The 15,575-nt window shown below is 39.1% G+C and carries 15 protein-coding genes and 1 pseudogene; all 16 read left to right on the top strand.

Translation table 11 applies throughout. The annotated features are described in order from the left end of the window. Positions 1-4: 4 nt before the first annotated feature. Positions 5-1,114 (top strand): glutamate 5-kinase, encoded by a 1,110-nt coding sequence (proB, locus tag D8855_RS02925; RefSeq protein ID WP_070478841.1) that lies wholly within the window; start codon positions 5-7, stop codon positions 1,112-1,114. Positions 1,115-1,123: 9 nt separating this feature from the next. Continuing rightward, the gene (locus D8855_RS02920; protein WP_125415940.1) at positions 1,124-2,386 is read left to right on the top strand and encodes a glutamate-5-semialdehyde dehydrogenase; all 1,263 of its coding nucleotides are present in this window, start codon (positions 1,124-1,126) and stop codon (positions 2,384-2,386) included. A gap of 3 nt (positions 2,387-2,389) precedes the next feature. Next, positions 2,390-3,187 (top strand): pyrroline-5-carboxylate reductase, encoded by a 798-nt coding sequence (gene proC, locus D8855_RS02915; RefSeq protein ID WP_125415937.1) that lies wholly within the window; start codon positions 2,390-2,392, stop codon positions 3,185-3,187. Between the two features lie 228 nt (positions 3,188-3,415). Then, positions 3,416-4,054: a dTMP kinase gene (gene tmk / locus D8855_RS02910; RefSeq protein ID WP_042751350.1), complete on the top strand. Its 639-nt coding sequence runs from the start codon at positions 3,416-3,418 to the stop codon at positions 4,052-4,054. Then, positions 4,051-4,941 carry a DNA polymerase III subunit delta' gene (locus D8855_RS02905; RefSeq protein ID WP_125415934.1) on the top strand — a complete coding sequence of 297 codons (891 nt, stop codon included), beginning with the start codon at positions 4,051-4,053 and terminating at the stop codon, positions 4,939-4,941. Before tmk ends, D8855_RS02905 begins: the two co-directional genes overlap by 4 nt. 39 nt (positions 4,942-4,980) lie before the next feature. Further along, positions 4,981-5,298, top strand: a complete 318-nt coding sequence (yabA, locus tag D8855_RS02900) for a DNA replication initiation control protein YabA (protein ID WP_000358228.1) — start codon at positions 4,981-4,983, stop codon at positions 5,296-5,298. 2 nt (positions 5,299-5,300) lie between these two features. Then, on the top strand, positions 5,301-6,170 hold the full coding sequence (rsmI, locus tag D8855_RS02895; RefSeq protein ID WP_049510257.1) for a 16S rRNA (cytidine(1402)-2'-O)-methyltransferase: 870 nt from the start codon (positions 5,301-5,303) through the stop codon (positions 6,168-6,170). A gap of 217 nt (positions 6,171-6,387) precedes the next feature. Further along, positions 6,388-7,443, top strand: coding sequence for a DNA cytosine methyltransferase (locus tag D8855_RS02890; RefSeq protein WP_000760484.1), 1,056 nt, complete (start codon positions 6,388-6,390; stop codon positions 7,441-7,443). A gap of 2 nt (positions 7,444-7,445) precedes the next feature. Beyond that, complete coding sequence (locus tag D8855_RS02885; RefSeq protein WP_000285316.1) at positions 7,446-8,846, top strand: protein NO VEIN domain-containing protein; 1,401 nt, start codon at positions 7,446-7,448, stop codon at positions 8,844-8,846. Next, complete coding sequence (gene dcm / locus D8855_RS02880; RefSeq protein WP_000734158.1) at positions 8,843-9,883, top strand: DNA (cytosine-5-)-methyltransferase; 1,041 nt, start codon at positions 8,843-8,845, stop codon at positions 9,881-9,883. Before D8855_RS02885 ends, dcm begins: the two co-directional genes overlap by 4 nt. Positions 9,884-9,907: 24 nt before the next feature. Further along, positions 9,908-10,702 (top strand): abortive infection family protein, encoded by a 795-nt coding sequence (locus D8855_RS02875; RefSeq protein WP_000422392.1) that lies wholly within the window; start codon positions 9,908-9,910, stop codon positions 10,700-10,702. A gap of 15 nt (positions 10,703-10,717) precedes the next feature. Continuing rightward, positions 10,718-11,281, top strand: coding sequence for an SLATT domain-containing protein (locus tag D8855_RS02870; protein WP_125415931.1), 564 nt, complete (start codon positions 10,718-10,720; stop codon positions 11,279-11,281). After that, a pseudogene (locus tag D8855_RS02865) lies at positions 11,281-12,602 on the top strand (SMODS domain-containing nucleotidyltransferase). Before D8855_RS02870 ends, D8855_RS02865 begins: the two are co-directional and overlap by 1 nt. A gap of 192 nt (positions 12,603-12,794) precedes the next feature. Beyond that, the gene (gene trmFO, locus D8855_RS02860) at positions 12,795-14,129 is read left to right on the top strand and encodes a methylenetetrahydrofolate--tRNA-(uracil(54)-C(5))-methyltransferase (FADH(2)-oxidizing) TrmFO (protein WP_185757552.1); all 1,335 of its coding nucleotides are present in this window, start codon (positions 12,795-12,797) and stop codon (positions 14,127-14,129) included. 83 nt (positions 14,130-14,212) lie between these two features. Next, positions 14,213-14,950: a UMP kinase gene (gene pyrH / locus D8855_RS02855; RefSeq protein ID WP_125415928.1), complete on the top strand. Its 738-nt coding sequence runs from the start codon at positions 14,213-14,215 to the stop codon at positions 14,948-14,950. Between the two features lie 8 nt (positions 14,951-14,958). Then, positions 14,959-15,516, top strand: a complete 558-nt coding sequence (frr, locus tag D8855_RS02850; protein WP_000024409.1) for a ribosome recycling factor — start codon at positions 14,959-14,961, stop codon at positions 15,514-15,516. Positions 15,517-15,575 lie beyond the last annotated feature (59 nt).

Genomic DNA, 15,575 nt, shown 5'->3' with positions numbered 1-15,575 from the left:
GACTATGAAATTCAAACGGATTGTCTTTAAGGTGGGGACTTCTTCTCTGACGAATGAGGATGGAAGTTTATCACGTAGTAAAGTAAAAGCTATTACCCAACAGTTGGCTATGCTGCACGAGGCTGGTCATGAATTGATTTTGGTGTCGTCAGGTGCCATTGCGGCAGGTTTTGGGGCTTTAGGATTTAAAAAGCGTCCGACTAAGATTGCTGATAAACAGGCTTCAGCAGCGGTAGGACAAGGGCTTTTGTTGGAAGAATACACGACCAATCTTCTCTTGCGCCAAATCGTTTCTGCACAAATTTTGCTGACTCAGGATGATTTTGTGGATAAGCGCCGTTATAAAAATGCCCATCAGGCTTTGTCAGTTTTACTTAGCCGTGGGGCGATTCCTATTATCAATGAGAATGACAGTGTCGTTATTGATGAGCTCAAGGTTGGGGACAATGACACTCTGAGTGCGCAGGTAGCTGCCATGGTCCAAGCTGACCTTTTGGTCCTCTTGACAGACGTAGACGGTCTTTATACTGGAAATCCTAATTCAGATTCAAGAGCCAAACGCTTGGAGAAAATTGAGACCATCAATCGTGAGATTATTGATATGGCTGGTGGAGCTGGCTCTTCAAACGGAACTGGGGGCATGCTAACAAAAATCAAAGCTGCAACTATCGCGACGGAATCAGGAGTTCCTGTTTATATCTGCTCATCCTTAAAGTCAGATGCCATGATTGAGGCAGCTGAGGAGACCAAGGATGGTTCCTACTTTGTTGCCCAAGAGAAGGGACTTCGTACCCAGAAACAATGGCTGGCCTTTTATGCTCAGAGTCAAGGTTCTATTTGGGTTGATAGAGGGGCTGCAGAAGCTCTCTCTCAACATGGAAAGAGTCTCCTTTTATCTGGTATTGTTGAAGCAGAAGGAGCCTTTTCTTACGGTGATATCGTGACGGTATTTGACAAGGAAAGTGGAAAATCACTTGGAAAAGGACGTGTGCAATTTGGAGCATCTGCTTTGGAGGATATGTTGCGTTCTCAAAAAGCCAAGGGGGTCTTGATTCACCGTGATGACTGGATTTCCATTACTCCTGAAATCCAACTACTCTTTACAGAATTTTAGAGGTAAACTATGGTAAGTACACAAGAACAATTTGAACAGGTACAGGCTGTTAAAAAATCGATCAACACAGCTAGTGAAGTCGTGAAAAACCAAGCCCTGCTAGCCATGGCTGACCACTTAGTGGCTGCTACTGAGGAGATTTTAGCAGCCAATGCCATTGATATGGAAGCTGCTAAGGGTAAAATCTCAGATGTGATGTTAGATCGTCTTTATTTGGATGCAGGACGTATAGAAGCAATGGCAACTGGGATTCGTGAAGTGGTTGCTTTACCAGATCCAATCGGTGAAGTTTTAGAAATCAATCAGCTTGAAAATGGTTTGGTTATCACAAAGAAACGTGTAGCTATGGGAGTTATTGGTATAATCTATGAAAGCCGTCCAAATGTGACGTCTGATGCGGCTGCTTTGGCTCTCAAGAGTGGAAATGCAGTTGTTCTTCGTAGTGGTAAGGATGCCTATCAAACGGCCCATGCCATTGTCACAGTTTTGAAGAAGGGCTTGGAGACGACTACTATTCACCCAGATGTGATTCAACTAGTGGAAGATACTAGCCGTGAAAGTAGTTATGCTATGATGAAGGCCAAGGGATATCTAGACCTTCTTATTCCTCGTGGAGGAGCTGGTTTGATCAATGCAGTGGTTGAGAATGCTATTGTACCTGTTATCGAGACCGGGACTGGGATTGTCCATGTCTATGTGGATAAGGATGCAGATGAAGACAAAGCTCTGTCTATCATCAACAATGCCAAAACCAGTCGTCCTTCTGTCTGCAATGCCATGGAGGTTTTACTTGTTCATGAAGACAAGGCAGCAATCTTCCTTCCTCGCTTGGAGCAAGTGCTGGTTGAGAATCGAAAAGAAGCTGGGTTGGAACCAATTCAATTCCGCTTGGATGAAAAAGCAAGTCAGTTTGTTTCAGGTCAAGCAGCTGAGGCCCAAGACTTTGACACTGAGTTTTTAGACTATGTCCTAGCGATTAAGGTTGTGAGCAGTTTAGAAGAAGCGGTTGCCCATATTGAAGCCCACAGTACCCATCATTCGGACGCCATTGTGACAGAAAATGCTGAAACTGCAGCTTACTTTACAGATCAAGTGGACTCTGCAGCTGTCTATGTCAATGCCTCAACTCGTTTTACCGATGGTGGTCAATTTGGTCTTGGATGTGAAATGGGGATTTCAACTCAGAAACTGCACGCGCGTGGTCCAATGGGCTTGAAGGAGTTGACTAGCTACAAGTATGTGGTTACTGGTGACGGACAGACAAGGGAGTAAGAGATGAAAATTGGATTTATCGGTTTGGGGAATATGGGTGCTAGCTTGGCCAAGGCTGTTTTGCAGGCCAAGACGGGCGATGACCTTCTCCTTGCCAATCGTAGTCAAGCCAAGGTAGATGCTTTCATTGCAGACTTTGGTGGTCAGGCTTCCAGCAACGAAGAAATTTTCGCAGAAGCAGATGTGATTTTTCTAGGGGTAAAGCCTGCACAGTTCTCAGACTTGCTTTCTCAATACCAGACCATCCTTGAAAAAAGAGCAAGTCTTATTTTGATTTCCATGGCAGCTGGATTGACCTTGGAAAAACTGGTTAGTCTTCTTCCAAGTCAACACCGAATTATTCGTATGATGCCAAATACCCCTGCTTCTATCGGACAAGGAGTGATTAGTTATGCCTTGTCTTCTAATTGCAGGGCTGAGGACAGTAAACTCTTTTGTCAACTTTTAGCCAAGGCTGGTCTCTTGGTTGAACTTGGGGAAGGCTTAATCGACGCGGCGACAGGTCTTGCAGGCTGTGGACCAGCCTTTGTCTATCTCTTTATTGAGGCCTTAGCAGATGCAGGTGTTCAGACTGGATTGCCACGAGAAACAGCATTGAAAATGGCGGCTCAAACTGTGGTAGGAGCTGGGCAATTGGTTCTAGAAAGTCAGCAACATCCTGGAGTATTGAAAGACCAAGTTTGTAGCCCAGGCGGTTCGACTATCGCTGGTGTAGCAAGCCTAGAAGCGCATGCTTTTCGAGGGACAGTCATGGAGGCAGTTGGTCAAGCCTACAAACGAACACAAGAACTAGGTAAATAAGAGGTGGCTTTGACTGCCTCTTTTATGGTGGTTGATACTCTTCGAAAATCTCTTCAAACTGCGTCAGCTTCCATCTGCAACCTCAAAACAGTGTTTTGAGCAACCTGCGGCTAGCTTCCTAGTTTGCTCTTTGATTTTCATTGAGTATGAAATGAGAAGACAAAAAGATTGTCACAAACCCCTATTTTTTTGATAGAATAGAAGTAGTAAAAAAGAAATGAGTTAGACATGTCAAAAGGATTTTTAGTCTCTCTTGAGGGACCAGAGGGAGCAGGCAAGACCAGTGTTTTAGAGGCTCTGCTACCAATTTTAGAGGAAAAAGGGGTAGAGGTGCTGACGACCCGTGAACCTGGCGGAGTCTTGATTGGGGAGAAGATTCGGGAAGTAATTTTGGATCCAAGTCATACTCAGATGGATGCTAAAACAGAGCTTTTGCTCTATATCGCCAGTCGCAGACAGCACTTGGTGGAAAAAGTTCTCCCTGCCCTTGAAGCTGGTAAGTTGGTCATTATGGATCGTTTTATCGATAGTTCTGTTGCCTATCAGGGATTTGGTCGTGGTTTGGACATTGAAGCCATTGACTGGCTTAACCAGTTTGCGACAGATGGCCTCAAACCCGATTTGACACTCTATTTTGACATCGAGGTGGAAGAAGGACTGGCTCGCATTGCTGCTAATAGCAATCGTGAGGTCAATCGTTTGGACTTGGAAGGGTTGGACTTGCATAAAAAAGTCCGTCAAGGTTACCTTTCTCTTCTGGACAAAGAAGGAAGTCGTATTGTCAAGATTGATGCTAGTTTTCCTTTGGAGCAAGTTGTGGAAACTACCAAGACTGTCTTGTTTGATAGAATGGGATTGGCTAAATGAAACAAGATCAACTAAAGGCCTGGCAACCAGATCAGTTTGACCGATTTGTCCGTATCCTAGAACAAGACCAGCTCAATCATGCCTACCTCTTTTCAGGTTTCTTTGGAAGCTTGGAAATGGCGCAATTTTTAGCTAAGAGCCTCTTTTGTACAGATAAAGTAGGTGTTTTACCATGTGAGAAATGCCGAAATTGTAAGCTGATTGAAAAGGGAGAGTTTCCCGATGTCACTTTGATTAAGCCAGTCAATCAGGTCATTAAGACAGAACGCATTCGGGAATTGGTGGGCCAGTTTTCCCAAGCAGGAATTGAAAGCCAGCAGCAGGTTTTTATTATCGAGCAAGCTGAGAAGATGCACCCCAACGCAGCCAATTCTCTGCTCAAGGTCATCGAAGAACCCCAGAGTGAGGTTTATATTTTCTTCTTGACAAGCGATGAAGAAAAGATTTTACCGACAATCCGAAGTCGGACCCAGATTTTCCACTTTAAAAAACAAGAAGAGAAGCTGATCTTGCTCTTAGAACAAATGGGACTGGTTAAGAAAAAAGCGACTCTTTTAGCTCAGTTTAGTCAATCGCGAGCTGAAGCAGAAAAGTTGGCAAATCAGGCAAGTTTTTGGACCTTGGTCGATGAAAGTGAACGCCTGCTGACTTGGTTAGTAGCTAAGAAAAAAGAAAGTTATCTGCAGGTTGCTAAATTAGCCAACTTGGCAGATGACAAGGAAAAACAAGATCAGGTTTTACGGATTCTTGAAGTTCTCTGTGGACAAGATATCCTACAAGCAAGAGTAAGAGTGATTTTACAAGATTTGCTAGAAGCTAGAAAAATGTGGCAAGCTAATGTCAGCTTTCAAAATGCCATGGAATATCTGGTCTTGAAAGAAATATAAACTCAAAAATGAATGATAAAGAAAGGAAAGGGCTGTTTTATGGACAAAAAAGAATTATTTGACGCGCTGGACGATTTTTCCCAACAGTTATTGGTAACCTTGGCCGATGTTGAAGCCATCAAGAAAAATCTCAAGAGCCTGGTAGAGGAAAATACAGCTCTTCGTTTGGAAAATAGTAAGTTACGAGAACGCTTGGGTGAGGTGGAAGCAGATGCTCCCGTCAAGGCTAAGCATGTTCGTGAAAGTGTCCGTCGCATTTACCGTGATGGATTTCACGTTTGTAATGATTTTTATGGACAACGTCGAGAGCAGGACGAGGAATGTATGTTCTGTGACGAGTTGTTATACAGGGAGTAGGCATGCAGATTCAAAAAAGTTTTAAGGGGCAGTCTCCCTATGGCAAGCTGTACCTAGTGGCAACGCCGATTGGCAATTTAGATGATATGACCTTTCGAGCTATCCAGACCTTGAAAGAAGTGGACTGGATTGCTGCTGAGGACACGCGCAATACAGGCCTATTGCTCAAGCATTTTGACATTTCTACCAAGCAAATCAGTTTTCATGAGCACAATGCCAAGGAAAAGATTCCTGATTTGATTGATTTCCTGAAAGCAGGGCAAAGTATTGCTCAGGTATCCGACGCGGGTCTACCTAGCATCTCAGACCCTGGTCATGATTTGGTTAAGGTAGCCATTGAGGAAGAAATTGCGGTTGTGACTGTTCCAGGTGCCTCTGCAGGAATTTCTGCCTTGATTGCCAGTGGTTTAGCGCCACAGCCACATATCTTTTACGGCTTTTTACCGAGAAAATCAGGCCAGCAAAAGCAATTTTTCGACTCAAAAAAAGATTATCCTGAAACTCAGATTTTCTATGAATCGCCTCATCGTGTAGCAGATACGTTGGAAAATATGCTAGAAGTCTACGGTGACCGCTCGGTGGCCTTGGTTAGAGAATTGACCAAAATCTATGAAGAATACCAAAGAGGTACCATTTTAGAGTTATTAGAAAGCATAGCTGAAACGCCACTTAAGGGAGAATGCCTTCTCATCGTTGAAGGTGCCAGTCAGGATGTGGAAGAAAAAGACGAGGAAGACTTGTTCGTAGAAATTCAAACCCGTATCCAGCAAGGTATGAAGAAAAACCAAGCTATTAAGGAAGTTGCTAAGATTTACCAGTGGAATAAAAGCCAGCTCTACGCAGCCTACCATGACTGGGAAGAACAACAATAAAGGGAGACAGGATTTAATAATTCTGTCTGTTTCTGTTTAACTTAATTAGTGATGATAATATTCGGAGTCTAAATCATAGAATTGATTGAGTAGTGAATAAATAAAAACAATGTTCATTCAGTTTACGTTGAATATATATAATGTACTCTATTAGAATTATTTTTAAGTACGCAGTATGGTATAATTATATATGAGAAAATAGTGTGGAGTTTATCAGTTGAAAAAATATAACATTGTAGATTTATTTTCAGGAGCAGGTGGTCTATCTTATGGATTCGAGATGGCTGGATTTAATGTTCTATTAGGAATTGATAATGACGAAAAAGCCTTAGAAACCTTTCAAAAAAATCATCAGAATTCAGAAATATTATGTGGAGATATTGCGAATATATCTTATGAGGAAGATATAAAACCAATAATTGGAGAACAAAAAATTGACATAATTGTAGGTGGTCCCCCTTGTCAGGGGATGTCGCTTTCTGGACCTAGAAAATTTGATGATCCAAGGAACAAACTTTATTTGTCTTATATTCGATTGGTTCGAGAAATAAAGCCAACTGCTTTTGTCATTGAAAATGTGATTGGGATTGTTAGTTTGTTTAAAGGGCAAATAAAAGATACTATCATAGAAGAATTTTCGAAAATGGGTTATAAGGTTCAGTTTAAAGTGTTGCTGGCCTCTGACTATGGAGTTCCTCAAAATAGAAAACGTGTTATTTTTGTGGGGACGAGGAATGATGGATTTGAATATCCTGAAGCATTGGGAACAATCATTACAACAGAGATGGCAATTTCTGATTTACCAACATTAGAAAATGAACTTGGCGAGATAGAAATGTCTTATGTTTCAGAACCACAAAATGATTATCAAAAACTAATGCGAAAACGTTCAAACGTGGTTTTGAACCACGTTGCAGCCAAGCATTCAGAAAAAGTGATAAGTACAATTGCCCTTGTCCCTGACGGTGGAAATTATAAAAATCTCCCAGAGGAATTACGAGAAACAAGAAAATTTAATGTCGCTTGGACACGATTTGCTAGTTGGAAGCCAGCTCCTACGATTGATACGGGGCATAGACATCATTTCCACTATAAGTATAATCGTGTGCCAACAGTGAGGGAATCTGCTCGTCTACAATCTTTTCCAGATGATTTTATCTTTTACGGAAGTAAAACACAGCAATTTAGACAAGTTGGTAATGCTGTTCCTCCTTTAATGGCTCAGCAGATTGCAAACAATTTACTGAAATATTTAAAAAATAACGAAGAATAACTATGTATCAAGTTCCAGAGAAATATTATTTTAGACTACATCACCCAAGACCTCGTTTTAAAAATGATGTCGAAAATGTACTTGTTTATATGGCAACGAATATTTCTTATTTGGGAATATTGCCTAAAAAGGAATTTAGTCAGCAACTAAATGACATTATCAAACAATATGCAGGAAATGCAGATAAAACAGAGAAAACAATCAATAACTGGCGAACAGAGATTTCTTCTTTGTTTGGAATGATGATTGAGAAAGAGGGCTTTGTCTATTCAGGAAATAGGGCTAAGGAATTGACTGAAGACCAAGACCTTATTCGCTTTTTTAAAACCTTTTTGTATAATTTTGAATATCCTGGTGGGCATCTAAAAGATAACGAGATTGTTAAACTTTGTCAAATCGGAGTTCAATTTAAGCCAGCTCAGTATCTACTGGAACTATTTACAGAAGCCTCACAAGCTGAAGAAAAAACTATTTACCTCACCGATGAAGAAGTCGCCCATTGTATCTTTAATGATTTGAGATGTACTCGTGATAGAGAGCCTGTTTTGGAAATATGGAATCGTATCAAAGAGAATAGAGCGTCTAAAGTAGCTTACGATACTAAAGGAGATGTTATTCGATATGCCAAAGATATTTTAGATTACATGGTTATAGCGAGTTTACTAACTGTTCAAGGTGGTAGGTATAAAATAAATTCTATGGAAGAGCAAGCAATAAATGACTTTTTGCAATCAGATGCTACCTTTGATGGCTATGCTCAATTTATTGGAAATGCTTCTACAACAATTGAAGATGTTCGAAATTTTAGAAGTGCTTGGTTCGAATATGTCAATCGTGATTTAGGAGATATTGATTTTAGGACAAACTTTAATCTCTACCTTCCAAGTGATATTGATTTTACTGAAGAGAAAACAGATATTATCGGACATCTAACTGAACACATCGAATACAGCGAGAAAATCTCTACCGCTGTTGTAGGGAGTTCGGGAGAAGCTATTGTTATCAATCATGAAAAACAAAAATTACGAGAACATGGGCAAGAACAGTTGCTCCATCTGGTGAATTTTATTCCAACACAGTTTGGTGTCGGCTACGATGTTCAATCTTTTGAGTGTGATGATTCTGAGCTGAGAAAGTATATTGAAGTCAAAACAACTGTCAGCAATGCTTCTATTACTTTTAATTCGTTTCATATCACACCGAACGAATGGCGAACTGCTAAATCTGTGCGTGATAGATACTATATTTATCGTTTGCAGATTTCTAAACATAGCAAAAAATTGTTTATTATCAAGAATTTGTATGAGTTAGTCAAAAATGAGAAGATGCTTCTGATTGAGAGAAAAGATGGATATGATGTCCGTTTTTCATCGTCAGTTGGCTTTGAGGAGAATTTAATTTGAAGAAACTAAAAATTGCCTCTCTTTTTAGTGGAGGAGGTGGAACGGATATTGGTTTTGCTGGTGGATTTGATTTTTTAGGTAAACATTATGCCGATAATCAAATTGAGATTGTCTATGCAAATGATATTGAAGACAGTGCCAATAAAATGTTTGAAAAGAATTTTGGTGTTACTCCAGACAATCGAAATATCCGAGAAATAAAATCAGATGAAATCCCATCTTTCGATATTTTAACGGGAGGTTTTCCTTGTCAATCATTTTCTGTCAGTGCTCAAAATCCGAAACGCTTAGGAATAAAAGACGAAAAAGGGACATTGTTTTTTGAGATGGTGCGAGTGTTAAAAGCTCATCAACCAAAAGCATTTTTTGCCGAAAATGTTAAGGGAATTTTGTCTGCAAACAATAAAGAAGCCTTTCCTCTAATTATTGAAGAGTTCGAAAAAGCTGGTTATAATGTTTCTTATAAACTTTGCGTAGCCACCAAATACGGCGTTCCGCAAAAGAGAGAGCGAGTGTTTATTGTTGGTATTCGAAAGGATTTGAATTTTACTTTTGAATTTCCTGAAGAGCCTATTCAAAATGTAGAAGATTATACACCACTAAAAGTAATTCTTCAGCAAGATATTGATGAAAAGTATTATTTTAGCGAGAGGGCTGTGCAAGGAATGCTAAATAGTAAATCTGGCAAAAAAATGAATAAAGGACGAGCACAAGACATTGAACAGCCGAGTAATACGGTTAGTTCTCATTTAGCAAAAGTATCCTTAAATAGCACTGACCCTGTTTTGTTAGAAAATGGACGTTACCGTCGCTATACTCCAAGAGAGGTTGCACGTATTCAGTCGTTTCCAGAAAACTATGAATTGCTTGGTTCAGAAGGTGCTCAATATAGAATGCTGGGGAATGCTATTCCACCAGTAATGATGTGGTATATTGCTGAAAAGTTAGTGTCAGATTTACGAAATAGTGATGTAATTGCAAAGCAACAGAAACTCGAAGAAAGTTTTGGTCAACTGGATTTGTTTGAAGCGAGTTGATATTTTAAATCTAGGGAACTTGATATGGAATTAAATTTTCAAGATAAGAGTTTTATAAAAGTATTTTTTAATAGTGACGGTTATGTATTAAATTTTTCTAACTCTACTTTTGCTAATTTTACTTTTAATTCAGTAGGAGTAAATATTCAAGAGAAATATGGAGGTTCAAAAGGGAAAGCTTTACAGGCTTTTGTAGATAACGAACCAGATGAACTGGTTTTAAAATTAGCTTTAGATTTACTTAGATATTATGAAGACCTTCCTGACTCATATTACGAGAAAACTGAAGAGAGGAACTCTCAGGCATTGAAATTGAAAGAGAGACTTTCGAAGTATGAAGTCTCACAAATGGCCTACTTAAATAATGTTGCTGAATCTTTATCTGACTATTTTGATAGCGACTATATAGATAAGCAAATGGGGATTATGAATGAAATGATTTCTCGCTCTCCAGCGGACGCTATTGGAAAAGCTAAGGAATTGTTGGAATCATGTTTTAAACATATTTTAGACCATGAAAAAATTGAGTATTCTAATTCTAATGATATTGCAACTTTGCAAAAGAAAGTCTTTAAATTTTTAAACTTGGATTCTAATGAAAATATTTCAGCAAAAAATAATCAAGATGTAAAGCTAGTTCTAAGTGGTTTGAATCAAATTATCAAGGGTATTAACAGTCTTAGAAATGATAAAGGTGATGGTCATGGTAAGGGAGCTAACTTTATAGAATTGCCACCAAGGTATGCTTCAGTTGTTGTAGGATCTGCATTAACGGTAGTGTCATTTGTTTGGGAAACATACCAAGATAAGCAAAAATAGTAAGGAGGAGGTTTAATGTCGAAAAATCAAGAAAAATTACACTTTCAACTTAAAAAATTTATAGTAAATGTAGGTTGGACTCATAAAATTCATGCGGTTAGAATGGACGAGTTAGAAAGCTATATTCGATGGTTTAGAATAGCAACAATAATCATTTCTGGAGTTGTCTCTTCTGGCTTAGTTGGAATACTTTGGTTTGATGAATATTGGATAAAGCTTGTTACAGCATTTTTATCATTAGTCACTACAATAATTTTTAGCATCACCAAGGAGTTTAACTTTGAGGAACGACTAGCTTTGGAGAGGAAATCTGTTGATGAGATTTGGAATTTTAAAGTGTTAGCTGAAATTCTTTTATCTGAGGTGGTTTACAATGGAAAACCATCAAGTGAAATCCAAGAATCTTTCGAAGAATTAAAATTTCGAAGAGATGCTACTTATAGTCAACTTTCTAATGCTTCTCCCAAAAATGTATCCAAGGCTTCAAAACTAATAAAATCGAGAAAAGATAATGATTATGAGGAAGATTATAGATACTTTATTCCAAAAGAATTGATGGAAATTAAGGAGGAAGAGTAATGTCTTTATCTAATGATTTTAAAGAATTTTGCGAAGACGAACTCCCCATGACGGACGAGGAATGGGAAAAATGGAAGAATAGATTAAAAGAGATTACGAAACGACTTAATCGAAAATACTATTCCTTAGATGAGCTTGAAGATGAAGAAATTGACAATGGTTTGATTGTTGGTAGTGTGGGGAGAACGACGGCTGTTCGAAATGTTAGTGATTTTGATTATATTTTTTCACTACCCTCAGAAGTGTATAGACGATTTGATTCTTATGAGGGTAATGGTCAATCAGCACTTCTACAGGAAATAAAAAACGAATTACTAAAAAGATACCCAAATACAAAAATAAAAGGAGACGGACAGGTCGTTGTTATTGATTTTTCGGATGGTGGAAAAATTGAGTTAGTTCCAGCTTTCGAACAATCTGATGGTAATTTTAAATATCCTGATTCTCGTAACGGAGGCTCTTGGAAAACTACTAAACCAAAGCCTGAAATTGAAAAATCTAAATCTTTAAATTCGAATTTTAATAATCATTTTTCTAACTTAACAAGGCTCATACGACAATGGAAAAATCATATGGGCTTTTCATTTAAGGGGTTGTTGATAGATACTTTGATATCTGATTTAATTGATGATAAAGGTATTTCTGAAATATATTACTCTGATTACAATATTCTCTTGAAAGATATTTTTGAATACTTTTCAAACCAAGATAAAAATAGAGAGTATTGGTATGCTTTAGGTAGTAATCAAAAGATTTATAATAATGATGGAGCAAAATTTGTCAATAAAGCTAAGCAAGCTCTAAAGAAAATAGAAGACGCTTCAGAAGAGAAACTTACTGAAGTTTATAGACAGCTATTTGGTAGAAAATTCGCTCAATCCACTTCTACAACAAATCGAGCTTCGAATGAAGAATTTATTGATGAATTGTTTAATGTTAATATCGAATATAATATTGTTTTGGAGTGTGAAATTACACAAGATGGTTTTCGAAAAGCACTTCTTTCAGACTTTTTAAAAAGTAGATTTAAGATTAAAAATAGAAAATCTCTTGATTTTGAAATTATAAAATCAGATATTCCAGATAATCTTTTGTCTGATGTTAAATATTATTGGAAAGTAAGAAATATTGGAGCTGAGGCGATTAGAAGAAATTGTGAGCGTGGTGCTATTTTTCAGGTAAAATAAAACATCACGAAGATTCTCAGTTTAAAGGAGACCACTATGTTGAATGTTATGCTGTTTTAGATAATACGGTTATAGCAAGAGATAGAATAACAGTCCCTATCGATCCGTTACGTGGAAGAGATTTTATAGAGTAGCATATAATTGATTTTTAATTGGAATACTCACTATCTCTTTACATCAAGAAAATGACTAAACAGGGAAGTTTGCCTTCTTCCCTTTTTTTGTTATACTAGTAGAAGAAAAAATAGAAAGATTTGTGGGTGTTAAACAAGCCAGTGCCTTGTTTTGATATGAACTTAGGTTCCACCCAAAGAGGTATTAGTGTCGTGTCTCAATCTTATATCAATGTTATCGGTGCTGGTTTGGCAGGTTCTGAAGCAGCCTACCAAATCGCAGAACGTGGTATTCCAGTTAAACTTTATGAAATGCGTGGTGTCAAGTCAACACCTCAGCACAAAACAGACAATTTTGCAGAGTTGGTTTGTTCCAATTCTCTTCGTGGGGATGCTTTGACAAATGCAGTGGGTCTCCTCAAGGAAGAAATGCGTCGCTTGGGTTCTGTTATCTTGGAATCTGCTGAGGCTACACGTGTTCCTGCAGGTGGTGCCCTTGCGGTTGACCGCGATGGTTTCTCCCAAATGGTAACCGAAAAAGTTGCCAACCACCCCTTGATTGAAGTGGTTCGTGATGAAATTACAGAATTGCCGACAGATGTTATTACAGTTGTGGCGACTGGTCCCTTGACCAGTGATGCTTTGGCTGAAAAGATTCATGCCCTTAATGACGGCGATGGTTTCTATTTCTATGATGCGGCAGCGCCTATTATCGATGTCAACACCATCGATATGAGCAAGGTTTATCTTAAGTCTCGTTATGATAAGGGGGAAGCGGCCTATCTCAATGCGCCCATGACCAAACAAGAGTTTATGGATTTCCATGAAGCCTTGGTTAATGCAGAAGAAGCACCGCTCAATTCTTTTGAAAAAGAAAAGTATTTTGAAGGCTGTATGCCTATCGAAGTCATGGCCAAACGAGGTATTAAAACCATGCTTTATGGTCCTATGAAACCAGTGGGTCTTGAGTATCCGGACGACTACACAGGACCTCGTGATGGAGAATTCAAAACCCCTTATGCAGTGGTTCAGCTTCGTCAGGACAATGCAGCTGGTAGCCTCTATAATATCGTCGGTTTCCAGACTCACCTCAAATGGGGAGAACAAAAGCGTGTCTTCCAAATGATTCCAGGTCTTGAAAATGCTGAGTTTGTACGTTATGGTGTCATGCACCGCAATTCTTATATGGATTCACCAAATCTTCTTGAGCAGACTTACCGTTCTAAGAAACAACCAAATCTCTTCTTTGCTGGTCAGATGACGGGTGTAGAGGGTTATGTTGAATCAGCGGCGTCAGGATTAGTTGCGGGAATTAACGCAGCTCGTCTTTTCAAGGGAGAAAACCAAGCTATTTTCCCAGAGACGACGGCTATCGGAAGCTTAGCTCATTACATCACCCATGCAGACAGCAAGCATTTCCAACCAATGAATGTCAATTTTGGAATCATCAAGGAGTTGGAAGGCGAGCGTATCCGTGATAAGAAGGCTCGTTATGAAAAAATTGCAGAGCGTGCTCTTAGCGACTTAGAGGAATTTTTAACGGTCTAATTTTTTTGAAAGAATTGCTCATGATACTATAAAAATCTTAGAAATTGTGATAAAATAGGTAGGATAAAAAAAGGAGAGTGAAAATGGCGAATCCCAAGTATAAACGTATTTTAATCAAGTTATCAGGTGAAGCCCTTGCCGGTGAACGAGGCGTAGGGATTGATATCCAAACAGTTCAAACAATCGCAAAAGAGATTCAAGAAGTTCATAACTTAGGTATCGAAATTGCCCTTGTTATTGGTGGAGGAAATCTCTGGCGTGGAGAACCTGCAGCAGAAGCAGGTATGGACCGCGTTCAGGCAGATTACACAGGAATGCTTGGGACTGTTATGAATGCTCTTGTGATGGCAGATTCATTGCAACAAGTTGGGGTTGATACACGTGTGCAAACAGCTATTGCTATGCAACAAGTGGCAGAGCCTTATGTCCGTGGACGTGCCCTTCGTCACCTTGAAAAAGGACGTATCGTTATCTTTGGTGCCGGAATTGGTTCACCTTACTTCTCAACAGATACAACAGCGGCTCTTCGTGCAGCTGAAATCGAAGCGGATGCCATCCTTATGGCCAAAAATGGTGTCGATGGTGTTTACAATGCCGATCCTAAGAAGGACAAGACAGCTGTTAAATTTGAAGAATTGACCCACCGTGATGTTATCAATAAAGGTCTTCGTATCATGGATTCAACAGCTTCAACTCTCTCAATGGATAACGACATTGACTTGGTTGTCTTCAACATGAACCAACCAGGCAATATCAAACGTGTCGTATTTGGTGAAAATATCGGAACAACAGTTTCAAATAATATCGAAGAAAAGGAATAAGAAAGATTATGGCTAACGTAATTATTGAAAAAGCTAAAGAGAGAATGACCCAGTCTCACCAATCACTTGCTCGTGAATTTGGTGGTATCCGTGCCGGTCGTGCCAATGCAAGCTTGCTTGACCGTGTACATGTAGAATACTACGGAGTAGAAACTCCTCTTAACCAAATCGCTTCAATTACGATTCCAGAAGCGCGTGTTTTGTTGGTCACACCATTTGACAAATCTTCATTGAAAGACATCGAACGTGCCTTGAACGCTTCTGATCTTGGTATCACACCAGCTAACGACGGTTCTGTGATTCGCTTGGTTATCCCAGCTCTTACAGAAGAAACTCGTCGTGACCTTGCTAAAGAAGTGAAGAAGGTCGGTGAGAATGCTAAAGTGGCTGTCCGCAATATCCGTCGTGATGCTATGGATGAAGCTAAGAAACAAGAAAAAGCAAAAGAAATCACTGAAGACGAATTGAAGACTCTTGAAAAAGATATTCAAAAAGTAACAGACGATGCTGTTAAACACATCGATGACATGACTGCTAATAAAGAAAAAGAACTTTTGGAAGTCTAAAAATAAACAGAAAAACTCAGTTGGCATTGCTGGCTGAGTTTTATTCGAAAGAAGGAAAT

Source organism: Streptococcus mitis (assembly GCF_003942685.1).
In the GTDB taxonomy this organism is placed as follows: domain Bacteria; phylum Bacillota; class Bacilli; order Lactobacillales; family Streptococcaceae; genus Streptococcus; species Streptococcus mitis_CD.
Note: the sequence above shows the minus strand (reverse complement) of the source record. Positions and strands in the feature narration are given on the sequence as shown.